Source organism: Rhodoferax lacus (assembly GCF_003415675.1).
GTDB classification, from domain to species: Bacteria; Pseudomonadota; Gammaproteobacteria; order Burkholderiales; family Burkholderiaceae_C; genus Allorhodoferax; species Allorhodoferax lacus.
The window spans coordinates 126,485-151,501 of record NZ_QFZK01000006.1 but is presented as its reverse complement, the minus strand read 5'-3'; the positions used below and the strand labels follow the sequence as shown (position 1 = coordinate 151,501).

The 25,017-nt window shown below is 63.3% G+C and carries 22 protein-coding genes; 13 read left to right on the top strand and 9 right to left on the bottom strand.

What is annotated here, in order from left to right; translation table 11 throughout:
* Positions 1–5: 5 nt before the first annotated feature.
* Positions 6–416 carry a hypothetical protein gene (locus DIC66_RS11965; protein WP_147321300.1) on the bottom strand — a complete coding sequence of 137 codons (411 nt, stop codon included), beginning with the start codon at positions 414–416 and terminating at the stop codon, positions 6–8.
* A gap of 99 nt (positions 417–515) precedes the next feature.
* On the opposite strand from DIC66_RS11965, the gene ubiM reads away from it, so the two are divergent.
* Together ubiM and DIC66_RS11955 are read left to right on the top strand one after the other, a co-directional pair.
* Complete coding sequence (gene ubiM / locus DIC66_RS11960) at positions 516–1,715, top strand: 5-demethoxyubiquinol-8 5-hydroxylase UbiM (RefSeq protein ID WP_117177449.1); 1,200 nt, start codon at positions 516–518, stop codon at positions 1,713–1,715.
* Between the two features lie 199 nt (positions 1,716–1,914).
* Complete coding sequence (locus DIC66_RS11955; protein WP_158558902.1) at positions 1,915–2,718, top strand: HDOD domain-containing protein; 804 nt, start codon at positions 1,915–1,917, stop codon at positions 2,716–2,718.
* A gap of 6 nt (positions 2,719–2,724) precedes the next feature.
* Here the strand turns inward: DIC66_RS11955 and DIC66_RS11950 are convergent, their stop codons facing one another.
* Positions 2,725–3,498, bottom strand: a complete 774-nt coding sequence (locus DIC66_RS11950; protein WP_117177445.1) for a TetR/AcrR family transcriptional regulator — start codon at positions 3,496–3,498, stop codon at positions 2,725–2,727.
* Positions 3,499–3,654: 156 nt separating this feature from the next.
* Between DIC66_RS11950 and DIC66_RS11945 the strand changes: the two genes are divergently transcribed.
* The 11 genes from DIC66_RS11945 (at position 3,655) to DIC66_RS11895 (ending at position 15,757) form a co-directional block, all read left to right on the top strand.
* Positions 3,655–4,491 carry a fumarylacetoacetate hydrolase family protein gene (locus DIC66_RS11945; protein WP_117177443.1) on the top strand — a complete coding sequence of 279 codons (837 nt, stop codon included), beginning with the start codon at positions 3,655–3,657 and terminating at the stop codon, positions 4,489–4,491.
* 34 nt (positions 4,492–4,525) lie between these two features.
* Positions 4,526–5,425: a SphA family protein gene (locus DIC66_RS11940; protein ID WP_199534725.1), complete on the top strand. Its 900-nt coding sequence runs from the start codon at positions 4,526–4,528 to the stop codon at positions 5,423–5,425.
* Positions 5,426–5,501: 76 nt separating this feature from the next.
* Positions 5,502–8,480 carry a molybdopterin-dependent oxidoreductase gene (locus tag DIC66_RS11935; RefSeq protein WP_117177441.1) on the top strand — a complete coding sequence of 993 codons (2,979 nt, stop codon included), beginning with the start codon at positions 5,502–5,504 and terminating at the stop codon, positions 8,478–8,480.
* 19 nt (positions 8,481–8,499) lie between these two features.
* Positions 8,500–9,357 (top strand): 4Fe-4S dicluster domain-containing protein, encoded by an 858-nt coding sequence (locus tag DIC66_RS11930; protein ID WP_117177439.1) that lies wholly within the window; start codon positions 8,500–8,502, stop codon positions 9,355–9,357.
* 64 nt (positions 9,358–9,421) lie between these two features.
* Positions 9,422–10,714 (top strand): ABC transporter substrate-binding protein, encoded by a 1,293-nt coding sequence (locus tag DIC66_RS11925; RefSeq protein WP_117177437.1) that lies wholly within the window; start codon positions 9,422–9,424, stop codon positions 10,712–10,714.
* A gap of 71 nt (positions 10,715–10,785) precedes the next feature.
* The gene (locus DIC66_RS11920; RefSeq protein WP_117177435.1) at positions 10,786–11,514 is read left to right on the top strand and encodes an ABC transporter ATP-binding protein; all 729 of its coding nucleotides are present in this window, start codon (positions 10,786–10,788) and stop codon (positions 11,512–11,514) included.
* A complete protein-coding gene (locus DIC66_RS11915; protein ID WP_117177433.1) occupies positions 11,511–12,236 on the top strand; it encodes an ABC transporter ATP-binding protein in 726 nt (241 codons plus the stop codon). Before DIC66_RS11920 ends, DIC66_RS11915 begins: the two co-directional genes overlap by 4 nt.
* On the top strand, positions 12,233–13,099 hold the full coding sequence (locus DIC66_RS11910; protein ID WP_117177431.1) for a branched-chain amino acid ABC transporter permease: 867 nt from the start codon (positions 12,233–12,235) through the stop codon (positions 13,097–13,099). Before DIC66_RS11915 ends, DIC66_RS11910 begins: the two co-directional genes overlap by 4 nt.
* A complete protein-coding gene (locus DIC66_RS11905; RefSeq protein WP_117177429.1) occupies positions 13,096–14,091 on the top strand; it encodes a branched-chain amino acid ABC transporter permease in 996 nt (331 codons plus the stop codon). The genes DIC66_RS11910 and DIC66_RS11905 overlap by 4 nt, the downstream gene beginning before the upstream one ends.
* 44 nt (positions 14,092–14,135) lie before the next feature.
* Positions 14,136–15,071, top strand: coding sequence for a VOC family protein (locus DIC66_RS11900; RefSeq protein WP_117177427.1), 936 nt, complete (start codon positions 14,136–14,138; stop codon positions 15,069–15,071).
* A 5-nt stretch (positions 15,072–15,076) separates the two neighbouring features.
* On the top strand, positions 15,077–15,757 hold the full coding sequence (locus DIC66_RS11895; protein ID WP_117177426.1) for a nitroreductase family protein: 681 nt from the start codon (positions 15,077–15,079) through the stop codon (positions 15,755–15,757).
* A gap of 22 nt (positions 15,758–15,779) precedes the next feature.
* Here the strand turns inward: DIC66_RS11895 and DIC66_RS11890 are convergent, their stop codons facing one another.
* From DIC66_RS11890 to DIC66_RS11860, 7 genes are all read right to left on the bottom strand, one after another.
* Positions 15,780–16,856 carry an amidohydrolase family protein gene (locus tag DIC66_RS11890; protein WP_117177424.1) on the bottom strand — a complete coding sequence of 359 codons (1,077 nt, stop codon included), beginning with the start codon at positions 16,854–16,856 and terminating at the stop codon, positions 15,780–15,782.
* Between the two features lie 26 nt (positions 16,857–16,882).
* Positions 16,883–19,294: an efflux RND transporter permease subunit gene (locus DIC66_RS11885; RefSeq protein ID WP_117177422.1), complete on the bottom strand. Its 2,412-nt coding sequence runs from the start codon at positions 19,292–19,294 to the stop codon at positions 16,883–16,885.
* Positions 19,291–20,415 carry a WD40/YVTN/BNR-like repeat-containing protein gene (locus tag DIC66_RS11880; RefSeq protein WP_199534724.1) on the bottom strand — a complete coding sequence of 375 codons (1,125 nt, stop codon included), beginning with the start codon at positions 20,413–20,415 and terminating at the stop codon, positions 19,291–19,293. Before DIC66_RS11880 ends, DIC66_RS11885 begins: the two co-directional genes overlap by 4 nt.
* A gap of 34 nt (positions 20,416–20,449) precedes the next feature.
* Positions 20,450–21,790, bottom strand: a complete 1,341-nt coding sequence (locus DIC66_RS11875) for a DUF1329 domain-containing protein (RefSeq protein ID WP_117177420.1) — start codon at positions 21,788–21,790, stop codon at positions 20,450–20,452.
* Positions 21,791–21,819: 29 nt separating this feature from the next.
* Entirely contained in the window at positions 21,820–22,512 is a 693-nt protein-coding gene (locus tag DIC66_RS23625; protein ID WP_147321299.1) for a DUF1302 family protein, read from the bottom strand.
* Positions 22,500–23,624: a DUF1302 domain-containing protein gene (locus DIC66_RS23620; protein ID WP_147321298.1), complete on the bottom strand. Its 1,125-nt coding sequence runs from the start codon at positions 23,622–23,624 to the stop codon at positions 22,500–22,502. Before DIC66_RS23620 ends, DIC66_RS23625 begins: the two co-directional genes overlap by 13 nt.
* 166 nt (positions 23,625–23,790) lie before the next feature.
* The gene (locus tag DIC66_RS11860) at positions 23,791–25,014 is read right to left on the bottom strand and encodes an acyl-CoA dehydrogenase family protein (RefSeq protein ID WP_117177414.1); all 1,224 of its coding nucleotides are present in this window, start codon (positions 25,012–25,014) and stop codon (positions 23,791–23,793) included.
* Positions 25,015–25,017: the final 3 nt, after the last annotated feature.

Genomic DNA, 25,017 nt, shown 5'->3' with positions numbered 1-25,017 from the left:
GGGACTCAGGAAATCGGTGGCTTGGCGTTGCGCGCGGAGTCAGCGCTCACGAAGCGGCTGCTGTGGGCGCGCGGCAGTTGCTGCGGTGGGCTGGCCAGGTGCAGTGGCACTGCGCCATCGAGGGCCAGCAAAGGCATGCACAGCTGGCAGCTCTGGCAGCCCTTGTGCTCGGACTTATGGCTGGACTTGTGGTCCGTACCGTGAACTGCGGCCTGCGCTGCATCCGCAGACGCATCCATCTGCATGCCAGCTTGCATATGCAGCGCGCATTCGGCCGACATGCCCAACTCCAAGTCCTGGGACTGCGCGGCCACGGGCATGCCCTGCATGTCTAAAGCCATGCGCTCCACCGACCAGCCGCGCAGGGGCAGCAAGGCGATGAGGAACAGGATGAACCAACGGGCCATAAGGGACATGCCGCCATGATAGCGCCTGCATCTGCTTACCTGTTGACCGAGAGCAAGAAGCAGCGGCGTGAAACCGCTAGCCTCGCGGCTCCAATGAAAGAAAGCGCTATGGATGCAGATGTAATCATCGTGGGAGCCGGCCCGGCCGGGCTGTGCCTTGCCAAAGCCCTGAGCGGGCGCAGCCTGAAAATCGTGGTGCTGGAGCAGCAGCCCCAAAGTGATCTGCAATCGCCGCAGTTTGATGGCCGCGAAATTGCGCTGACGCGCCACTCGGCCAAGCTGCTGCAGGCGCTGGGCTTGTGGGAGCGCCTGCCCGCTGCCGACATCGCCCCCTTGCGCGATGCCAAGGTCATGAATGGCCCCTCCAGCTTCTCCATGGTGATTGGCCATGCGTTGGGCGGCCATGACGAGCTGGGCTGGCTGGTCTCCAACCACCTGCTGCGCCAGGCCGCGTGGGATGGTGTGCAAGAGGCGCTGGGCACCAATGGCGACATCAGCCTGCGCTGCGGTGAAAAGGTTACCGCCGTGCACACCAGTGCCGAGTGCGGCAGCGTCACCCTGGCCAGCGGCGACACCCTGCAGGCCAAGCTGGTGGTGGCGGCCGACAGCCGGTTTTCCAGCACCCGGCGCATGATGGGCATCGCCGCCCAGATGCACGACTTTGGCAAGAACATGCTGGTCTGCGCCATGACCTTCGAGAAGCCACACGACTTTGCCGCCTGGGAATGGTTTGGCTACGGCCAGACCCTGGCCCTGCTGCCCATGAACCCGCACCCTGTGACGGGCGCGCACCGGGCATCGGCCGTCATCACCCTGCCCAGCCACGAGATTGACGCGCTGATGGCCCTGGAGCCCGAGGCCTTTGGCGCCGCCGTGACCCAGCGCTTTGCCCGCCGCCTGGGTGCCATGCACCTGGTCAGCACCCGCCACAACTACCCGCTGGTGGCGGTGTTCCCTGAGCGTCTGGTGGCCCGGCGCTTTGCCACCGTGGGCGACGCGGCCGTGGGCATGCACCCGGTGACTGCGCATGGCTTCAACTTTGGGCTGCTGAGTGTGGATGCGCTGTGCAGGCACATCACCACCGCGCTGCACACCCATGCCGACATCGGCAGCGCCAGCCTGCTGCAGCGCTACGAGGGCCAACAAAAGCGTGCCACCCTGCCCCTCTATTGGATGACGCGCCTGATCGTGGAGATCTACACCCGCGACTCCATGCCAGCCAAGCTGGCGCGCACGCTGATACTGCGGGTGAGCGACCGGATGACTCCCTTCAAGCGCTCGATTGCGCGGTCCCTGAGTGGCGCCTGAAAACCACACTCCGGTGCGTCGGCATCACCGCGGACAAAATATCACTTTTATCAATTAAGATCTGACGCCAGACAGGCGGGGCGGGATATCCCCGCATGCAAATCAGCTTCATTGAAAGTGACACATGCCCATTGCGAGATCCGCAGAAGATGCCCAGCGGCAAATGGATAGCGGCGAGGTTCAGGATCTCATCAAAAGCATGGCCATCCCACCGCGCCCGCTGGTGGTTGAACAGCTCCAGCGCGAGTTGACCAAAGACGACCCCGACATGCGCAGCGCCGCGAAAATCGTCGCCCAGGATGTCGGCTTGACCGTTGCTGTCCTGAAGATCGTCAACTCGCCGATGTATGGCCTGAGCCGCCGCGCCGAGTCGGTGGACCAGGCAGTGGGCCTGATTGGCTTGCGGCAACTCACCAACCTGGTCACGGCGCTGTCGGTACGCAACCTGCTTAAAGGGGACGCGCAGGTCATGGCCAGGTTTTATGACACCTCCGCCAAGCGGGCCTACGCCATGTCGCGCATGGCCAAAACCACGGGCTTGGTGGATGTGGGCCTGGCCCAGACCTTCGGCCTGTTCTGCGATGTGGGCATTCCCCTGCTGCGCAACCGCTTCCCCAACTACGTGGAGACGCTCAAGCTGGCCAACACGGACCCCCAGCGCTCGTTTACCGCTGTGGAGCAGGCAGCCCACAACACTGACCATGCGTTGGTGGGCGCGATGATGGCCAAATCCTGGTCCTTGCCGGACACGGTGACCCTGGCGATTCGTCTGCACCATGACTACGAAGTGTTCCTGGATCCCAAGATTCCCCGTGACGTCTCGCGCCTGATTGCACTGGGCCTGGTGGCCGAAGTGGCCATACAGCGCTTTGCCCGCCTGCATTCCACCGTGGAGTGGGACAAGGGCGGTGACTTCGTGGCCGGTGCGCTGGTGCTGGCTCCCCTGGAAGTCGAAGAGTGGATCGAGCAACTCATCGAGGAATTCGCCACCGGCATGGAGTAGGCGGCCTCACTTTGGCTTGGTGGTTTTGTTGGATGGCGCACGGGTAGGCGCGGCCTTCTTGGCGGCTTTGGCGGTTTGCGGCTTGGGTGCGTTCTGCTTCAGCCGCGAAAAAATCGGCCCCTCGATCGACTCGATGCTTTGCAGCGGCAGGTAGGCCACAGCGTCGGCCAGCTTGTCGGGTACGCACAGGCCCCGCAGGATGGAGCGCACCAGTTGCTCCGGGTGGTTCGCATGCGTGGGCTCGGTGACCATGGTCTCGATGCCGTAGAAAATCGAGCCCAGCACCATGTCGCGTGCCACCAGCACATCGTCCACTTTGATCAGCCCGGCGGCCAGGGCCTCGGTCAAGTCGCGCGTCAGGTACTTCTCGATCAGCTGCCCGCGGGTGGCAATGCGCGTGCCCACCCGGTTCAGGAAGGAGCCCCATAGCGGGTAGCGCGTGGCCATCTGCATGTAGAGCCGGGTGCCGGCGCAGAAGCGCTCAACCGGGGACGTGAAGCCCAGAACAATCGGGTCCACCGTGGCCAGCACCTCATTGCTCATCTCGGTGGCCAGTGCCAGCAGCAGCGCGCTGGTGGTGTCGAAGTAGTTGTAAAACGTGCCGCGCGACACGCCCGCCGCCGCGATGAAGTCCTCAATCACAGCAGCATCCGGCCCCTTGTCGTGCAGCACCCCCAGGGCGCTTTCCAGCAGCAGCAAGCGTGTCTTGTTGCGCCGCGCCGCCCCCACCCGAACGCGGTGATCTTCCGGTTCTTCCGGCACATTTTTTGAATTTTTCATACGTCTCCAAGGTTAACACTGCGGCAGGTTATGCCCGCATACCGGCGTTGATCGCATTAGGGAAACCACCTACAAACTGATCATTGTGTCAACTTGACGGTTCATCTACATTAACGCCATTCCCGTTTTATACATTGTGTCAAAAAAGGTGGTTTTATGAAGTTGCTTCGCTACGGTCCTGCAGGCCTTGAACTCCCCGGTGCGCTCGACGCCCAGGGCAACATCCGTGACTTGTCCCTGCTGGTGCCGGACTTCACGCCCGAGTGGATGGCGCCCGAAAAACTGGCGGCCCTGGCCGCGGTGGACCTGCAGCGCATGCCGCTGGTGGACAAGGGTGTGCGCCTGGGCGCGCCAGTTGCCGGCACGCGCCAGTTCGTGGCCATTGGCCTGAACTACCGCAAGCACGCCGAAGAGTCCGGCCACGAGATTCCCAAGGAGCCCGTGGTCTTCACCAAGGCCATTACCAGCATCTCCGGCCCCAACGATGACGTGCTGCTGCCCGAAGGCTCGGTGGCCGGCGACTGGGAGGTGGAGCTGGGCTTTGTGATGGGCCGCAGCGCCAGCAAGGTGTCCGTTGCCGACGCCCTGGGCTATGTGGCGGGCTACTGCCTGGCCAACGACGTGTCCGAGCGCGACTGGCAGATCAAGCGCAACGGCCAGTGGGGCAAGGGCAAGAGCTTTCCCAGCTTCGGCCCGATTGGCCCCTGGCTGGTCACCGCCGACGAATTGCCCGACCCGCAGACCATTCCCGTGGAGCTCAAGGTCAACGGCGTGGTCAAGCAGTCCAGCAACACCAACGACATGATTTTTTCCGTGGCCGAGATCGTCTCGTACCTCAGCCAGTTCATGACCCTGCTGCCCGGTGACCTGGTGATTACCGGCACACCCGCAGGCGTGGGCCTGGGCATGAAGCCGCCGCAACACCTGCAGCGCGGCGATGTGATGACGCTGTCGGCCGGCCCCCTGGGCAGCCAGACGCAACAGGTTCGCTAACGCATTTTTTAACTACATCAACGAGGACACCGACATGACATTTCACATTTCCACCATCGCCAAGGCGGCCTCCCTGGCCGCGCTGCTGGCCTGCGCTGCCACGATCGCCAACGCTACCGAGGGCGGCACCTCCGTCTACCCCAACGGCACCGAGAACTACATGGCCGGTGCGCTGCCGCCTCCCGGCCTCTACGGCATGGTGTTTGGCAACCACTACGAAGCCACACAGGTCAATGACGGCAGCGGCAACAACCTGAACATCCCCGGCTTCAAGGTGCAGGCCGACGTGGTTGCGGGCCGCCTGGCCTGGGTGCCGGGCACCAAGGTGCTGGGTGGTGACCTGGTGGCGCACGTGATCGTGCCTGTGGTCAACCTGAGTGTGAATGTTCCCGGTACCAGCCAGTCCAAGTCCGGCGTGGGTGACATCACTACCGGCCTGGGCCTGGGCTACCACCACAGCCCCAATCTGCACAGCGTGGTGGCCGTGGACTTCTTCCTGCCCACCGGCGCTTACAACAAGACCGATCTGGCCAACATCGGCAAGAACCATTTCGCCCTGGAGCCGGTCTACGCGGTCAGCTACATCGACCCCAACGGCTTCAACGGTGACCTGAAGTTCGGCTACATCTTCAACAGCAAGAACGACGCCACCGACTACACCTCGGGCAACGAGTTCCACTTTGACTACGCCGCCGGTTGGGGCGTTGGCAATGGCTGGACCCTGGGTGTGGGTGGCTATTACTACCAGCAGGTCACGGAAGACAGCACCAGCGGCGTCAACAACGGCAAGGGCAGCGCCATGGCCATCGGCCCCTCGGTGAAATACGACTCCGGCAAGGGCTGGTTCGGCACCCTGAAGGTCGAGAACGAAATGAACGTGAAGAACCGGGCCCAAGGCAGCTCGGTCTGGCTCAAGCTCGTCTTCCCTCTCTAAGCCACTGATCTCCGTAGCAACCGCTCCACCGCCGTGGAGCGGGATGTAGAACCCTGCGCCACCGAAAGCCCCGGACATGAAACACACCAAGCTCAAAATCATTCTTTTTGTCATCACCCAGGTGCTCAAGGGTGCCATCAAAAAGCATGCAGCCGTGCGCAAGCATGTGAACGGCCGCAGCTGCGTGGTGCAGATCGTGCTCAAGGACGGCAGCGCCGGGCGCACCTACACCTTCACCAACGGCCAGGTCACCTCCAAGGCGGGCATACACCCCAACCCGGAAGTGACCATGCTGTTCAAGGACATCGACACGGCGCTGACCTTTCTCACCCCCGGTGTCACGCAGGCCGAGATCATCCACGCGGCCAAGAACTTCCGCGTCATGGTGCTGGGGCCGGACGCCTCGGTGGTCTGGTTCATGCAGCTGATGAACCTCACGCAAACCGCAGCGCTGGAGCAGGGCATACCGATGCCCGACGGCACGCGCCGCTTCACCACCAACACCAATGGTGGCCCGCTGTTTGTGTATGTGAAGGACGACAAGATCGTGCGCATGACGCCCATCGACCTCGATGACAGCGATGCTGAGAGCTGGACCATCACCGCGCGCGGCAAGCAGTTCACCCCGGCGCGGCGCGGCATGATCAACCCGCACGCGCAGTGCCTGAAGTCGGTGGTGTATTCCGAGAAGCGCATCCTGCACCCCATGAAGCGGGTGGACTTCGATCCCAAGGGCGAGCGCAACCCGCAGAACCGTGGCAAGAGCGGCTATGTACACATCAGCTGGGACGAGGCCTTTGATCTGGTGGGCGGCGAAATCCAGCGCCAGAAGAAGGAACACGGCCCGGGCTCCATGGCGCTGTGGCACGGCTCCCACCACCAGTGGGGCAATGTGGGCTACTACCTCTCCAGCCTGCTGCGCTTTGGCAACCTGATTGGCTTTACCCGCGTGCACCACAACCCCGACAGCTGGGAAGGCTGGTACTGGGGCGCACAGCACCACTACGGCAACAGCCTGCGCGTGGGCATCCCCGGCTTTTACGGCCTGGTGGAAGACTGCCTGAAAGAGGCCGAGATGATTGTCTTCTGGTCCAGCGACCCGGAGACCACCAACGGCTACGCCAGCGGCCTGGAGGGCACGCAGCGCCGCTTCTGGGCCAAGGAGCTGGGCATCGAGTTTGTGCACATCGACCCGAACCTGAACGCCACCGCGCAGCTCTATGGCGGGCGCTGGATTCCTATCAAGCCCGGCACCGACCCGGCCATGGCCATTGCCATCATGAATGTCTGGGTGACCGAAGGCATTTACGACAAGGAATATGTGGAAAGTCGCACCACTGGCTTCGAGCAATGGAGCGACTACCTGCTGGGCAAAGAGGACGGCATCCCTAAGACGCCCGAGTGGCAGGCGAGTGAAACCGGTGTGCCCGCCCGCGTCGTGCGTGCCCTGGCGCGCCAATGGGCGAAGAAGAAAACCTATTTGGCCGCAGGCGGCCTGGGCGCCGGTTTTGGTGGTGCCTGCCGCAATGCCACCGGCACGCAGTGGGCGCGCAACATGGTGTTGCTGCTGGCCATGCAGGGCCTGGGCAAGCCCGGCATCAACTTTGGCAATCTGCAGGCCGGCACCCCGCTGGACCACAACTTCTGGTTCCCCGGCTACGCCGAGGGCGGCATCTCCGGCGAGCTGGCCCACACGGCCGGTGCTGCCCACACCTACTGCCGCATGCCCCATGTGCTGACCATGAACCCGGTCAAGCAGATGGTGCCGCGTCAGCGCCTGCCCGACGCCATCATCGACGGGCATGCCACCGGCTACCCCTGGGACGGCTTCTCGCAGGAGGCGCAACTCACGCCCTTCCAGTACCCCATGCCGGGCTACTCCAAGATCCACATGCTGTACCGCTACGGCACCTCCACCTTCGGCACCATCAACGACACCGGCCGCTATGTGGACATGTTCCGCCACGACTCCATCGAGATGGTGGTCAACCAGTCCATCTGGATGGAGGGCGACGCGCTGTTCGCCGATGTGATCCTGCCGGCCTGCACCTCGTTTGAGCGCGCCGACATCAGCGAGTGGGGCAACTCCGGTGGCTACATCCACCACAACACCGACCAGCTCAACCACCGCATCGCGCTGTTCCAGCACAAGTGCATAGAGCCGCTGGGCGAGTCCAAGAGCGACTACGACATCTTCACCGGCATCCTCAACCGCATGGGCACCGGCGCCATGTTCACCGAAGGCTGCTCCGAGTTTGACTGGGCCAAGCGCATGTTCGATGCGTCCGACCTGTCCAAGAAAGTGAAGTTCAAGGACTTCGTTAAGAAGGGCTATTTCGTCATCCCCGCAGAGCAAGAAAAACTGCGCAGCCCGGCCTACTTCCGCTGGTTTGCCGAAGACCGCCACAAGGACGTGCCAGAACCCATCCCACTGCCCTCGCAGTGGGCGGGTGACTTTGCCAAGGGCCTGCAGACCCAGTCCGGCAAGATTGAATTTGTGCCCTCGTCCCTGCTGCGCGGCGACCCGGACAATGCCGAGCGCCCGCCGGTCAACCGCTACATCCCCTCGTGGGAAGGCAACAAGACCACGGCACTGCTGCACAAGTACCCGGTGCAGATGATCTCCACGCATTCGCGCTTCAGCTTCCACACCTATGGCGACGGCAAGGACTCCACCGTCAACGACATCGAGGACCACCGCATCCTGATCGACGGCTACTACTACTGGGTGATGAAGATCAACCCCGCAGATGCCCGGGCGCGCGGCATCACGCAGCACAGCCTGATCCGCGTTTTCAACGACCGCTGCAGCGTGATCTGCGCCGCCGACGTGAGCCCCATGATGGCCGCCGGTGTGTGCAAGTCCTACGAGTCCAGCGCCGAGGTGGACCTGTTTCTGGACCCGCGCTTTGGCCGAGTGGACCGGGGCGGCTGCGTCAACATGCTGACCCCCAAGCGGCCGCAGGTCAAGGGCACGGACGGCATGGGCAGCAACTCCTGTCTGGTCGAGTTCGAGCCCTACAGCTTGCCCGTCGAAGCCCTGCAGCGCGCATAAAAAAATCGAAGGAAACAACATGTCCCAATGGAACCTGATCATCGACGTGGCACGCTGCGAGAACTGCAACAACTGCGTGCTGGCCAATAAAGACGAGTTCGTCGGCAACAACTTCCCCGGCTACAGCGCACCACAGCCGCTGCACGGCGAGAGCACCATCAAAATCAGCCGCACGGTGCGCGGCGAGGGCCATATGGTGGACGCCGCCTACCTGCCCACGCTGTGCAACCACTGCGACGACGCACCCTGCATGAAGGCCGGGGGCGACTGCATCAGCAAGCGCGCGGACGGCATCGTCATCATCGACCCGGAGAAATCCCGGGGCCGCAAGGACCTGGTGGCGGCCTGCCCCTATGGCAGCATCGTCTGGAATGCCGAGCTGAACATTCCGCAGAACTGGATCTTTGACGCCCACCTGCTGGACAAGGGCTGGAAGGAGCCGCGCTGCAGCCAGTCCTGCCCTACTGCAGCCATGCGCGCCGTCAAGCACAGCCCGGCAGAGATGGCCGCACTCGCCAAGGCCGAGGGCTTGCAGGTGCTCAAGCCCGAACTGGCTACGCGGCCCCGCGTCTATTACAAGAACCTGCACCGCAGCACCCACAGCTTTGTGGGCGGCAGCGTGGTGGCCAGCATCCACGGCACGCTGGAGTGCGTGGAGGGCGCCCGGGTTGAATTGATGAAGGCGGGCCATACCGTGGCAACGGCACGGACCGATGCCTTTGGCGACTTCAAGTTTGACGCGCTGGAAAACGGCTCCGGCACGTACACGGTGCGCGTGCACCACAGCGAGCGCGGCTACGCCGAGCGCGTCGTCAGCCTGGGCAGCACCCAGTTCCTGGGCGACATCGAGCTCAGTGGCGCCAGGGCCAAGGCTTAGCTCCCCTCTCTCACCACCCCTATTTCACCGCCACTTTCACCACAGCAATCACAAGGAGACAGACATGATTCAGCATCCCATTGACACCGCCACAGCCCAGCGCCGCCGCGTCCTGCAGGCCGCAGGCGCGCTGGCCCTCACCGGCGCCATGCCCCTGGCCTTTGGCCAGGCCACCGGCCGCAAGATCAAGATTGGCTATGTCACCCCCCAGACCGGCCCGCTGGCCGGCTTTGGTGAGGTGGACAACTTTGTGCTGCAAGGCATCAACGCGGCATTTAAAAACGGCATCACCGTGGCCGGTGTCAACCATCCGGTAGAGATCATCGTCAAGGACAGCCAGTCCAACCCCAACCGCGCCGCCGACGTGGCCGCCGAGCTGATCCTCAAGAACGGCATTGACCTGATGCTGGTGGGCTCCACCCCCGAGAACACCAACCCGGTGTCCGACCAGTGCGAGCTTAATGGCGTGCCCTGCATCTCCACCACCTGCCCCTGGCAGCCCTGGTTCTTTGGCCGCGGTGGCGACCCGAAGAAGGGCTTTGACTGGGCCTTCCACTTCTTCTGGGGTCTGGAAGACATCATCGCGGTCTTCACCAATATGTGGAAAGACCTGCCCACCAACAAGGTGGTGGGCCTGCTGCTGGCCAATGACGGCGACGGCAATGCCTGGGGCGATGAGAAGCTGGGCCTGCCGCCCGCCCTCAAGGCCAAGGGCTTTAGCGTGGTCGACCCCGGCCGCTACCAGCCCTTCCAGGCCGACTTCAGCGCGCAGATTGCCGCGTTCAAGAAGGCCAATGTGGAAATCGTCTGCGGCGTGCCCACACCGCCCGACTTCAAGAACTTCTGGACCCAGGCGCGCCAGCAGGGCTTCAAACCCAAGGCCGTGACCATGGGCAAGGCCTACACCTTCCCCTCGGCTGTGGAAGCCCTGGGCGATATTGCCGATGGCCTGACCCAGGAAGCCTGGTGGTCGCCCAACCGGCCAACCAAGTCCTCGCTGACCGGCCAGAGCGCACAGCAGTTGGTTGACGCCTACGAGGCCTCCAGCAAGAAGCAGTGGAACATGACCCTGGGCTATGCCCACGCGCTGTTCGAAGTGGCCGCCGACGTGCTCAAGCGCACCAAGGACCTGGAGAAGAAGGCCTCGATTCGCGATGCCATCCTGGGCACCGAGCTCGACACCATCATCGGCCGGGTGAGCTGGAAGGGCGGCCCGGTGAAGAACGTAGGCAAGACGCCGCTGGTGGGCGGCCAGTGGGTCAAGGGCAAGAAGACCAAGTACGAAATGCTGATCGTCAACAACGAGACCGCGCCCCAGGTCAGCAAGCAGGCCGCCGTCAAGGCCATTCCCTACTGACCCTTTAACGGGTTGGTCCCCAGTCCTCAAACCGCCACGCTGCCAGCAGCGTGTGCGGTGCTGGAGAAGTCATGTCCACGCCATTGCTCACACTCGACAACATTTCCAAAAACTTCGGCTCGCTCAAGGTGACGCAGAACATCACGCTGTCCGTCCACAAGGGCGAGGCGCTGGGTGTGCTGGGGCCCAATGGCGCGGGCAAGACCACGCTGTTCAACCTGATCTCGGGCGACGTGCTGCCCGACACGGGCCGCGTGCACTTCAAGGGCCAGGACATCACGCGCACCCTGCCGCACAAACGCTGCCGTGCGGGCATTGGCCGCAGCTACCAGATCGCCCTGCCGTTTGAAGGCATGACGGTGTTCGAGAACCTGATGGTGGGTGCCATGTTTGGTGGCAACCACACCCGCACCAGCGAGGCCAATGACCGCTGCGCCACCATCCTGGAGCGCACCGGCCTGATAGGCCGCGCCAACCAGCTCGCCGGTGGCCTGACGCTCTTGGACCGTAAGCGCCTGGAGCTGGCCCGCGCGCTGGCCACCGAGCCCGAGCTGCTGCTGCTCGACGAGATTGCCGGGGGCCTGACCGAACACGAGGCCCATGAACTGGTGGAACTGGTGCAGTCCATCCTGGCGCAAGGCATCTCCATCATCTGGATCGAGCACGTGGTGCACGCGCTGCTGGCCGTGGCCACGCGCCTGTTTGTCATCAACTTCGGCGAGAAGCTGGCCGATGGTCCACCGCGCGAGGTGATGGACAGCGCCGAAGTCAAACGCGTCTACATGGGCATTGCCGTATGAAATCCCTGCTTACCACCCACCAGCTCGAAGCCCGCTATGGCGACTTCCAGGCGCTCTTTGGCATCGACATGCACATCCAGGAGGGCGATGCCGTGGCCCTCATTGGCTCCAACGGCGCGGGCAAGTCCACGCTGATGAAGTCGCTGTGCGGCCTGATTTCCGTGGCACCCGATTCCGTCCTGCTGGACGGCCAGCCCATTGGCGGCCTGCCCTCGCACGAGATCGTGCGCCGCGGCATTGCCATGGTGCCCGAAGGCCGCAAGCTGTTCCGCAGCCTCTCGGTGGAAGAGAACCTGCGCATAGGCGCATTTGCCCAGCGCAAGGGCCCGTGGACGCTGGAGCGCGTGTTTGCGCTGTTCCCCATCCTGAAGGAAAAGCGCGCACTGCCCGGCACCTCACTCTCAGGCGGCCAGCAGCAGATGGTGGCCATTGGCCGCGCGCTCATGTCCAACCCCAAGCTGCTGCTGTGCGACGAGATCTCGCTGGGCCTGTCGCCTGCGGTGATTCAGGACATCTATGCCGCACTGCCCTCCATACGCGCAGAAGGCCTGTCGGTGGTCATCGTGGAGCAGGACATCGATACCGCCGTGCGCTCGGCCAAGCACGTGTACTGCCTGATGCACGGCCGCGTGTCGCTGCACGGTGCATCCGACGCGGTAAGCAAACAACAAATCTCGGCCGCCTATTTCGGCCTGGAAGACAAGGAAGTGGTGAACACATGAGCGACTGGATTGGCACCATCATTCAGGGCAGCCTGCTCGGCGGCCTGTACGCGCTGTTTGCGATTGGCCTGTCCATCACCTACGGCGTGATGCGCGTGGTCAATATCGCGCACGGCGATTTCATTGTGCTGTCGGCCTACCTGGCACTCATCCCCATCAGCATGCTGGGCGTGCACCCGTTTGTGCTCATCCTGCCGGTGGCCATCGTCATGTTTGGCATTGGCTACCTGCTGCAGCGCGTGCTGCTCAACCGCACCATCGGCCCGGACATCCTGCCGCCGCTGCTGGTGACCTTTGGCCTGTCCATCCTGATCCAGAACGGGCTGCTGGAAGTGTTCACCGCCGACTCGCAGGCGCTGCAGGTGGGCGAGCTGTCCACGGCCAGCCTAGCGCTGGGCGGCGGCATCACCATCGGCCTGTTTCCGCTGCTCGTGTTTCTGGTCTCGCTGCTGCTGACCTGGGGCATCAGCCTGCTGTTCACCAAAACGTCGGTGGGCATGTCGCTGCGGGCCACGTCGGACGACCCGGCTACGGCCGGCCTGATGGGCATACGCGCCAAACATGTGTACGCCATGGCCATGGGCCTGTCGTTTGCCCTGGTGGCCGTGGGCGGCGTGTTGTCGGGTGCACGCACCACCTTCACCCCGGCCTCTGGCCCGGCCTCGCTGCTGTATGCCTTTGAGGCGGTGGTGATTGGCGGCATGGGCTCCCTGTGGGGCACCTTTGCCGGGGCGGTGATCCTGGGCATTGCACAGGCCATAGGGGCCGAGGTGAATGCCGGTTTTGGCGTGCTGTTCGGGCACCTGGTGTTTCTGGCCGTGCTGATCTTTAAACCCACCGGTTTGTTTGCGAGGACGAAATGAGCGCTTCGAAATATGTTGTGGAGCGCAGCACCGCGCTCAGCCGCACCGCCGTCTGGGCTGCCGTACTGGGGGCCTGTGTGCTGGTGTCCGTGCCCTTCTGGGCCGAAGCCAGCCTGATGCGCTGGGGCGTGGAGGTGATGTGCTTCCTGGTGCTGGCCCAGATGTGGAATTTGCTGGCCGGTTACGGCGGCCTGATCTCGGTGGGGCAGCAGGCCTTTGTTGGCCTGGGGGGCTATGGCCTGTTTATCTTTGCCCAGCACATGGGCGTGCACCCGTTCTGGGCCGTGCCGCTGGGCGGCGTGCTGGCGGCGCTGGTGGCGGCCCTCACGGCCAAGCTGATGTTCCGCCTGCGGGCGGGTTACTTTGCGGTGGGCACCTGGGTGCTGTCCGAGGTGATCCGCATCGTCATGTCCAACATCTCCCTGATTGGCGGCGGCTCGGGCCAGAGCCTCACGGTGATGGCGCGCATGCCCAAAGAGTTCCGCGAGAGTGGCACCTTCTGGATCGCCTGTGCCCTGCTGATTGCGGCCTCGGTGTCCATCAACCTGTTGCTGCGCTCGCGCTTTGGCCTGGCACTCACGGCCGTGCGTGACAGCGAGACGGCGGCTGAGAGCCAGGGCGTGGATGTGGCGGGCCTGAAGTGGCGCGTGTATGGGATGTCCGCCTTTGGCACCGGCCTGGTGGGCGCCCTGTACTACCTCAACACCCTGCGCATTGCACCCACCTCGGCCTTCGATCTGAACTGGGCGGTGGCCGCCATTTTCATCGTGGTGATAGGCGGCATCGGAACGATCGAAGGCCCCATGGTGGGCGTGGCCCTGTTCTTTGGCCTGCGCTGGTTGTTGGCCGACTACGGCAGCTGGTACTGGATGGCCATGGGTGCGATGGCGGTGCTGGTGATGGTGTTTGCACCGCAAGGCCTCTGGGGGCTGATTCACAAGAAGACCGGTGTGGAGCTGCTGCCCATGCGCAGGCGCCTGCTGGGCCGCTAGGGCATTGGGGGCATTCACTTTCATTTTCAAACTGAGGAGTAGACATGAGCAAGATTGACTTTACGGAAGCAGCGCTGGGCGTGCATTCCATCGACCATTTCACGCTGGAGGTGCCAGACCTGGTGGAAGAGGCAAAGTTCCTCACCGCCTTTGGCCTGGACGTGGACGTGCAGGCCGACCGGCTGCTGCTGCGTACTGCCGGCAACCACCATGTGTGGGGCCAGATTCTGGCGGGTGCCAAAAAGAAGCTGGCCTATGTCTCCATGGCCTGCTATGCAGAGGACCTGGCGGGCATACGCCAGCAGGTGGCGGATGCGGGCGGTGCGTTCGAGGCGCCGCATCCTGCAGGTGAGAACCAAGGCTTCTGGTTCCGCGATCCGGACGGCATTCTGTTCCAGGTGAAGGTAGGCGCCAAGACGCAGCCCGACCACAAGACCGCCTTGCCCGACCTCAGCATCCCCAGCAATGTGCGCGGCGCACCGGCCCGCTCCAAGGCGCCGCGGGCACAACCCACGCGCATGTCGCACATGGCCCTGTTCACCTCCAATGTGACCCGCTCGCTGGACTTCCATATCCGCGCGCTCGGCGTGCGCCTGGCCGACCGCTCCGGCGAGATCATTGCCTTCACCTACGGCCGCCATGGCTCGGACCACCACCTGCTGGCCTTTCTGTCGGGCGGCGGGCCCGGCCTGCACCACAGCTCCTGGGATGTGCCCAGTGTGGAAGACTGTGGACGCACCAACACCCAGCTGCGCGCCGCAGGCTACACGCGCCACTGGGGCCCGGGCCGCCATGTGCTGGGCTCCAACTATTTCAACTACGCCAAAGACACATTTGGCCAGTGGTGGGAGGCCAGCGCGCACATTGACTACATCGAGAAGGGCACAGCCTGGACCATGGCCAACTTTGCCGATGAGGACTCGCTCTACCTGTGGGGGCCGGACTTGCCCGAAGAGTTTGCTGTGAACGGGGAGCTGTAAGCACCATGGGCAGCGTTGGTCTTTCCCAGTCGTTTTCTGATGGCGCCAGCAGCGCGCCAGCGGAGGTATGGCGTGCGGCGCCCGCGCAACCCCTGCAGTTGCTGTCGGCGTTTGAAGCGGTGCATGCCACGGTTGCGGGGCGCGCCAACGTGTCGCCCAGGCGGCTGGTGGCGCCGGGCCCGACGGCACAGCAGCTTGACGACTTGTTGTCACTTGCTGCCGCAGCACCCGACCATGGCCACCTGCTGCCCTGGCGTTTTGTACTGGTACCCCAGGAGCAGCGCCACCGCCTGGGGGACGCCTTTGTCAACGCCCTGCTCGCGCGGGACCCGGGCGCCACTCCAGAGCAACTGGAGTCCGCAGCAGAGAAGGCACACCGTGCCCCTTTGTTGTTGCTGGCCGTGGCCTGTGCTGCCGATGCCAGCAGCGGCATCCCCGAGGGGGAGCAGCTGGTGTCATTGGGTGCGGCCATCCAGAACGTTCTGCTGGGCGCCACCGCCATGGGTTTTGGCAGCGGCCTGACCAGCGGCCAGGCCATGCACTCTGCGCACCTGCGCGCGCTGTTTGGGCTGGCGGCAAATGAGTCGGCCGTGTGCTTTGTGAATATCGGCACGGTCACCGAGCACAAAGCCAGCAAGCGCCTGCGTCCAGTGGCCAGTGACCTGTTGACCACCCTGGGCGCCTGAGGCCCCCAAGGTGCAGGCGGCCCTATTGGCTTGCGGCTGCGTTGGACGCCAGGCGCGTGAACAGGCCCAGGGCATTGTTGCGCGCCATGTCCTCGTGCTCCTTGTCGCTCACGGCTTGCAGATTGCGAAAGCCTTCTACGTTGGCTGCAATGCCTGCGGCCGGGGTGTAGGGGTAGTCACTGCCAAACAGCACATGACTGAGCGTGGTGAGCTGGCGCAGGCTTTGCACGGTGCCCTCGGTGGCAGAGCCGGCCAGGTCGTAGTAGAGCGAGGCCAGCACCTTGCGCACTTCGGCAGCACCGCCTGCGGGCTTTTGCTTGAGAAAGGGCAGTGTGGAAAACGAGGCCAGGCGGTGGGCCAGCGCGGTAAGTGCACCGCCGGCATGCGGAATGATCATCCGGATATCCGGGTAGCGGACCAGGGTGCCGGCAAAAATCAGATCGGTAACGGTGCGGGTGGTATCCAGCGGGAACTCCAGAATCGGCGCCGGCCGCCCCAGCCCCAGCGACTCAATGCATTCCGGTGCCGTGGGGTGCAGCAGCACTTTGGCCTTGCGCCGGTTGAGCTCTGCAAACAGGGGGTCCAGGCGCGGGTCGCCGAGGTAGATGCCGTGCACATTGGTCTCCAGCACGATGCCGTCCAGCTTGAGGTAGTCCAGCGCGTAGGCCAGTTCCTCCAGCGCGGCCGGCATATCGGGTAGCGGCAGCGTGGCAAAGGCACCCAGGCGGCGCGGCTGGCGCCGCACCAGATCACCCGCAAAGTCATTGATGTTGCGTGCGAGCTTCTGGCGTTCCTGCGGCTCTTTCAGGAAGCCCACACTGGGTGTAGAGACCGAAAGGATGGAGGTTTCAATGTTGTGCTTGTCCATGTGCGCCAGCGTCAGGGTCTCTGACCAGGGATGCACCGGAAAGCCACCGTCCGGGTTGATGAGCTTGGCGTCTGCCAGTGCCTGGTAATAGACCGGCGTCAGAAAGTGGCTGTGCACATCCACCAGCCCGCACTGGCAGGCCAGCTTGGGGGCCTTTTCTTGCGCAATGGCGTTGACGCCCAGGGTGGACGCAGCGGCCAATGCCGTTTGCATAAAGTTTCTTTTGTTCATGGTGATTCTCCAAAGTGGTGGGGGCTTTAAGGGGCCGGTTGTGAAGGCTGTCGAAAAAGCCTGGCGGGCAACAGGAAGCAGGCCAATGCCGGCAGCAGAATCAGCGCGCCCAGCATGTTCCACAGGAACATGAAGGCCAGCAAAATGCCCATATCGGCCTGGAACTTGATGGGCGAGAAGAACCAGGTGGCCACAGCCAGACCCAGCGTCACGCCGGTCAGGACCACCACGCGCCCGGTGAACAGCAGGGCCTGGTAGTAGGCACGCGACAGGCTCGCACCCTCACGCAGCAGCGCCAGGGTGACGGTGAGCATGTACAGCGCATAGTCCACTCCGATACCCACGCCCAGCGCAATCACCGGCAGGGTGGCCACCTTCACTCCGATGCCCAATGCCACCATCAGGGCCTCGCACAACACCGAAGTCAGCATCAGCGGCAAGACGGCACAAATCACGGCTTGCCAGGATTTGAAGGTGATGAAGGCCAGCACGATGACTGCCGCATACACCAGCAGCAGCATCTGGGTGTTGGCCTTTTTGACCACGATGTTGGTGGCCGCTTCAATGCCGGAGTTGCCTGCGGCCTGCAGGAACTTCACCTCGGCGCTGTCGTTGCGGGCCGCAAAGGCATCGATGGTCCGCACCACGGCGTCAAGCGTGTCGGCCTTGTGGTCTTTGAGGTACACATAGACAGACAGCAGATCGCAGTTCTGGTTGAACATCTCGCGCGGGGCGCGGGTCACGATGGAGTTGATCATGGCCTGTGCGCGCGGAATTTCAAACCACAACAGGCTGCCTTCGTTCATGCCCACGGCCGTGCGTTTGGCCACCGCGGCCAGCGAGCTGGTGGACTCCACACCGGGGAGCTGCTGCAGTTCCCACTCCAGCGCGTCAACCTTGACCAGATTTTCGTAGGTGGAGCACTGCGTGGGCGCGGTCTTGACCATGGCCACGAAGATGTCGCTGCTGGCCGCGTAATTGCGGCTCATGAAGGCGTTGTCGAGGTTGTAGCGCGAGTCTTGGCGCAGCTCGGCCGCTCCGGGGTCGAGGTCGCCGATCTTCAACTGCGTGCTGACCGCAAAGCCGCCCAGGCCCAACAGCAGCGCAGCCGCCAGGGCCACGCCAGCCCATGTACGCTGGGTGAAGTGGTCGAGCAGGGCCCACAATTTGTGTTTCTCCGGGGCATCACCCCCTTCGGCCGCCTCGGCCTGCAGGCTGCGCTGTGCCGCCCGCGCGCTGACGCCCGTGAAGGACAGCAGCATGGGCAGCAGAACCAGGTTGGTAAAGATCAGTGCGGCCATGCCAATGCTGGCGGTGACGGCCAGGTCCTGGATGACGCGAATGTCAATCACCATGAGCACCAGAAAGCCCACCGCGTCGGCCAGCAGGGCGGTGAGGCCCGCCAGAATCAGGCGGCGAAAGGTGTAGCGCGCTGCCACCAGCTTGTGCGTGCCGCGTCCGATATCCTGCATGATGCCGTTCATCTTTTGCGCTCCATGGCTCATGCCAATGGCAAACACCAGAAAGGGCACGAGGATGGAATAGGGGTCCAGCTCATAGCCAATGCTGGGCAAAATGCCAAGCAGCCAGATGACCGCCACGACCGAACACGCGACCACCAGCAGCGTGCTGCGCCAGCAGCGCGTGTACCAGTACAGGATGGCGGTGCAGATGGCAATGGCCAGGGAGAAGAAGAACAGCACTTGCTGCAGGCCGTTGATGAGGTCTCCCACAATCTTGGCAAAGCCGGTAATGTGCACGCGGATGGCAGGCGTTTCGTACTTGGCGCGCAATGCGTCCAGGCGATTGCCCAGCTCCCTGTAGTCCAGCCGTTTGCCGGAAGCATCGGTTTTTTCCATCAGAGGGACGAGCACGATGCTGGACTGGAAGTTGGCGGCCACCAGGCTGCCGATTTCTCCGGAACGCTCGACGTTGGCGCGCAGCTTTTGCATGGCCTGCGGCGTGCCGTCGTAGCTGTCGTCAATCACCTGGCCGCCGTCCAGCCCTTCTTCCGTGACACCCAGCCAGCGTGTGGACGGCGTCCACAAGGACTTCATGAAGGGCCGGTCCACGCCCGGCAGCAAAAACGCGTCGTCATTGAGCTTGCGCAGTGTCTCCAGATACTCCGCATCAAAGATGCTGCCCGTGGTGCTTTCCACCGCAATGCGCAGCACATTGCCCTGGCCCGCCATGTCCGCCTTGTTCGCGAGGTAGTTCGCGATATAGGGGTGATTGGTCGGAATCATCTTCTCAAAGCTGGCGCCCAGGTTCAGCCGGGTGGCCTGGTAGCCCAGCGCCAGTGTGAGCAACAGGCACAGCGTCACAAACACCCAGCGGTGGTTGAACAGCAGGCGCTCTGTCCAGCTGCCCGAGTGGGGGTCAAAATCCGCCAGGTCCCGGATGACCGGGTGGGCATTGGCGGCTACTGCATGGCTCATGGCTTGTCTTTCTTGTTGTTTTGCTTGGCGTCTGCGGCCAGGTCCAGCCGCACACTGCCGCGAATGCCGCTGGCGACCAGCGCACCATCACGGGCTTGCACCAGCCCCGCCAACACCATGGTGCGGGCCAGGGGAACGGGCACGAAATGCAGCCCGTCGTCATCGCTGCGCCGCAGCTGGCCGGACTCGTCGGCCAGCAGCATGGTGCCGTCCTTCAGGCGAAGGCCCGCAACCAGCGATACCGGGGGCATATCAATCCGGTCCCACTGCGCCCCGGCGTCGGTGCTGCGGTAGGCATGGCCCTTGAGGCCATAAACCAGCAAGGCATCACCCTTGTGGTTGCCCAGTGCGCCAAACAGCGAGCCTTTGCCGGGGAAAGGCAGCCTGGAAAAGCTGTTGCCCCCGTTGCTGGACTGGAGCACCAGCCCCTGCTCACCCACCAGCAGCAGGTTGTCCCCCTGCGCATGGATGCCGTAGAGGTGGCGCCCATTGGCGGCGCCAAGCGCCCCCATGACCGACTGCCAGGTCTGGCCACCATCGGCCGTTGCGAAGCCCATGCCAAACGCTCCCACCACCAGGCCGCGCCGGGCGTCCAGAAAGTGCAGCGCCAGAAGGGGCTTGTCGGCGCCGTCTGCGACGAGCCGCTGCGCATCGGCCAGTCGCCTTTGTACGGTGGCATCACCCGCGTTGGCGGTGGCGTTGGCCTGGGCCGCATCCCGCTCCAGTGCGGCGGCCTGTTGGCCGTCAAGCTGCTTCACCCAGGTGTTGCCACCATCCTGCGTGGCCAGCACCACACCCGCATGGCCTATGGCCCAGCCGGTCTGGTCATTGACAAAGGCAACGCGGGTAAGCGTGACCGACACCGGGGTCTGGCGTTGCTGCCAGGTTTTGCCGTTGTCGTCCGATACCAGCACCAGGCCGCGCTCACCGACGGAGACCAGGCGCGCGCCTGCCTGGGCCGTGCCCAGTTGCACGGACCTGTCGGCCTTGACCGACAGGCTCGACGGCTGCTGTAGCAGATGGATGTCCGCGGCCTGGGTGCCACTGGCCAGCAGTGCCACCCAGGCGGCCTTCATCAGCGCACGCGCCATGACGCGTGCCTTGGTGGGGAAAGAAAACATGCCTGGCTGTGCGCTGCTGCAGTGGGCTGTGCGCTTACTGCGAACTGTCTGCACTGAGGGCATCGGCGGACCAGTGGTTGAGCGGGCGTGGGGCGACCACCTTGTAGGCATCCAGGTATTGGATGACGGACATGGTGCTGGCTTCCAGGTTGTAGACCACGCCGGTGTTGGTGGCGTGCAGTCCGGCTTCGGGCACCAGCAGGTTCATGACCTGTGCCGTGCGCCACAGCTTGCCTTCGGAGTCAAAGCCGTCCATCAGCATCACCGCCCAGCTGTCTTCGTCAATGTAGTAGCGGCGCTTGGGCACCACGTGGCGTTTGCCGGGAGCCAGCGTGGCCTCCACCACCCACACGCGGTGCATCTCCCAGCGCACGGCGCCGGGGTTGGTGTGCGAGGGTACAAACGCCTTGTCGTCACCGGCGGCAAAGAACCTGTTGTTGTTGTAGGGGATCAGCATTTCCTTCTTGCCGATCAACTTCCAGTTGTAGCGGTCCAGGCGCCCCATGAAGCCGTACACCTCGTCAAAGTAGTTGGCGCCCGACGCCACAAAGTCCGGTGTGTCGTAGCCGATGGTGGGCGTGCGGCGCACGCGGCGCTGGCCTACCAGGTACTGCCAGGCCTGTGGCTCCTTGGCCATGTCCAGTGTGTCGTGGGCCACCACGGCCTCACCAGCCTTGAAAACCGGCGCGGTGGTGTTGAAGCGGGTGAGGCCAAACACCTTGTTGGACTTTTCGGCGCTGCCGTCCTTCTGGTAGTAGGACGAGAGCCCATGCAGCTCCCCTTTGGAGGCCATGCTGAGCTTGCCGTCGGAGGTGCTCACCAGGTTGCGGTAGTTGATGTCGAACGCGGTGGGACGCGGGCGCACCAAGTGGTTCCACATCACCTCGTTGCCATTCTTGGGAATGGGAAAGGGCACGGCGCCCCAGGCTCCCTCAAAGCTCAGCCCGTTGTCGCTGAGCTTGGCACTGGTGGCGGCCTTGAAGGTGTTGTCGTATACCCACTGCGGCGCACCAGCCGTGCGGTGCGTGGGATAGACGTCCAGGCGGTAGCTCGGGTATTTTTTCAGCAAGGCCTGGGTGCCTTCCGACAGCTTGGCCGCGAATTCAGCGGCGTTGCTGGCGGTGATTTGTGCGCTGGGCTTTTCGCTTGCGAACGGGTCGGGGTATTTGCCGTTGGCACTGCCCGCAATGGGCTTGGTGTAGGCACCGTCCCACGCGGGGATGGCGCCGTCCTTGCTGCCAGCCCGCTCTGCGCCCAGGGGCGTGAGCGTGGTCTTGAGCGTTGCTGCCTCGTCGGCGCTGACGGCTGCGATGGCGGCCGTGCCAAGTGCCAGGCTTGCCGCCATGGCAAGGCCAGTCATAGTGTGTCGAATCATGTGTGTCTCCTGATAATTGCTTTTTGAACTTAGAACGTGGTTTGCAGCGTGAAGGCGATGAAGTCGCGGTCGGCGTAAATCTGCTTGTAGGACGCCGAGGTCGCTGTCTTCGGATTGGTTGTGGGGGACGGCGCCGTACCGCCCTCGCCAAAGTAGTGGGTCATGGTCAGTGCCGCCTTCCAGCTTCGGTTGATGGTGGCATTCAGGCCCAGGCTGAAGTCGCCGCCGCCTTCGGGACTCAGCGCCACAATCGAGGAGCGTCCGCTCAGGCCATAACCCAGGCCGATCGGCACTTGCAGGTCCACATTGGGCAGCACCTGAAAGAACTCCGGCTGGAACACCATGCGTATGGCCGTTGCGCTGTCGGTGTGCGTGGCGTTGAGCGGGTTGGGTGCTGTGGGCCCAAAGGCCGGGCGGTGGGTCACGTCCAGCAGCTGGTTGTAGGCGACCTCACCCACCAGGCTGGCACCGTCCCACAGGGCATTGCCGCCCAACAGTGCGATGGCCGACAGATTCAGGTGCAGTGAGTTGCCGCGTGCATAGGGCGTGTTGTTGCTGTTGTCGGCATTGCTCACCGCCGAGTTGATGATCAGGTCCCCCGGCACCGCCAGCGGCGTGTTCTGGCGTGTGGAGATCTCACCGGCCACACTGGTGCCTGCCCATACGGTGGAGAAGCTGGCGCCATAGACCGAGATGTCACGGGCGTACATCAGGTTGTACACGCCGCCACCCAGGCCCCTTTGCCCTGCACGATCGAGGCCACATTGAGCACCGGGATCGGGGCCTTGCTGTCGTACCTGGCGGCGTAAAGTCCGTAGTCCACGTCACCGGCCTTGAAGGCGAGATGCAAACCGAACTGCCCGCTGTCGCTGCCGTTGAAGTCCTGCCCGCGGGTAGCCAGACCCGTGGAGTTGTTGAAGGGATAGCCCGGCGCGCCGCAGGCGGCGTTGTTGCCTGGCAAGGCCGGCACGCAGCCAAATGGATGCAGCATCAGGTTGCCGCCCTCTCCGACGAAATCGCCGCCACTGAAATAGCTGCCGGCGGCAGGAACACGCAGGGGCTTCCACTCAAACTGGGTATAGGCCTCCAGTGCCAACCCATCGCCCAAGGCCCAAGTGGCCGACAACTGGTTGACCGGTATGGCAATGTCCTTGAACAGTGCATTCGGCAGGGACAGCGCCTTGACCAAATCCGCAGGCCCTTGCGCGGCTGCAATGCCGTTGGCGCCCAGAAAAAGGGATTCACCATAGATCAGGCTGTGGTTGCCCAGGCGCACCGAAACACTTTGCTCACCCAGGTCAAATTTCCCACGGACAAACGCATCCTGCAGTTCCGACATCTGGCCCATGGTATTTTTGGCGCTGGGCCCATACACATTGTTGGCGCCTCCGGCCAGGGAGCCAGGAAATGCCGCCTGGTAGTTGGGAGGCCTTCCGGCACCTGACGGGTAGTTGCCGCTGCCCTTGGCGTAGACCGAGTCATTCCAGGCCGAGCCTGACACACGCAAGCCGAAGTTCTTGTAAGACACATCGAGGGAGGAGCTCAGGTCAAAGCGGTCATTGATTTGCTGGCCGGAGGAGAAGCTCAGGTCTCCGAAGTCGGTATTGGGCTGGGCGCCGTTCTGGTTCGCAACCCACAGATCGGCGCCGCCCAGCCGCCAGGCGCCGGTGTATTTGATGCTGGTGTCCCAGCGGACCTTCACATCGGAGTCGCCTTCGATCTCAAAGGCGAAGGCGCTGCCGCAGAGCAGTGCGGTGATGGCCATAGCGACTACGCGCTTGCGCGGCAGACCTGCGGCACGTGGCTTGGACGCGTGGGTGGATAGATGCTTCAATTTTGTCTCCTTATAAAAATAATGGTGTCAGGCCGAACGGCCGAACGAAGGTCCAACGCAAGCATCGTCTGCCTGCGCTGTTCATACTGACGTGCTGCCGTGCTGCAAGCACGGCAGCACGTCAGCACATCAGCAGCCAGCGGCTAGCTGTTGTGTTGTTGCCGGCTCAGACCAGGGGCGTCAAGTCGTTCGCAACACCCAGCAATGCCTTGCCGTAGCATTCGTTGGAAAGTGCTGACAGCACGGCGCCATGGCGGCTGGCCGTTGATGAGTCGCGCCAGAGCCTTTGCATCGGGCTGCTTTCTGCGAAGCTGGCGGCGCCATGGGCAGTCATCAAGATCTCCATGGCGTCGTGCACATGGCGTGCCAATTCGGACGAATCGGCCTTCACCCGTGCCCGCGTGAGGTAGTCCATGTAGTGGTCGGACTTGGCCCAGTTGTCGATGTCGTCGGCGGCGCGACAGGCATGCAGATAGGCGGTTTCAATCTTCATCGCAGCGTCTGCCACCTGCAGCTGGAAGCCGACGGAGTCGGCCTGCTTCTTGACGAAGGTGTAGGAGATGGGCCTGTTCTGCGACTTGTCAATCACGTATTTCAATGCCGCCCTGGCCAGTCCCAACTGGGGAACGGCAATCACAAGGGAAGCAACGGGTATGAAGGCTGAGCGGTACACCGCCTCCTCCTTGAACTCGGTACCGTAGTCACCCGCAATGGCTTTGGAGAGCGAGAGCATTCTGTGTTCCGGTATGAAAACGTCCTTGGCAACCAGGCAGTTGCTGCCGCTGCCCCGCATGCCGGTGGTGTACCAGGTGTCCTCTATTTCGAGTTCAGCCATCGGTGCCAGCCCGAGGTACTGGTCCATGGGGTTTCCATCTGCGTCCAGTTCCATCAGACCGAGCATTCCCCAATTGGCGTGCAGGCAGCCCGACGAGTAGTACCACTTGCCCGACACCCGGATTCCGCCCTCCACGCGCTTCAGGGTTCCCGATGGCATGAACACGCCTGCAACGCGTGCATCGTTGTCCGCACCAAACACCTCATCCTGTGCCTGGGCCGGAAACAGTGCCGTAAACCAGGCGCAGACGCTGATGAGGTTTAGCACCCACGAGGTACCGCCGCAGGCCTCCGCCACGATCGAGACCACTTCCATGTTGGTGCGGAAATCCACCTCCTGCCCACCGTAACGCCTGGGCACCATCATCTTGAACAGACCGGCCGCTTGCATGGCCTGAATGTTCTCTTCAGCGGTACGGCGCTCCCGGTCCGTCTTCTCGGCGTTGGACCGGATCAAGGGCAGCAGGGCCCGTGCCTTCTCGATGAGAACTTGCTGTGTGTTCTTCAACTCGCCCTCGGATATTTCCTTGAGCGCATTCACATTTCTGTCGTTCATAGT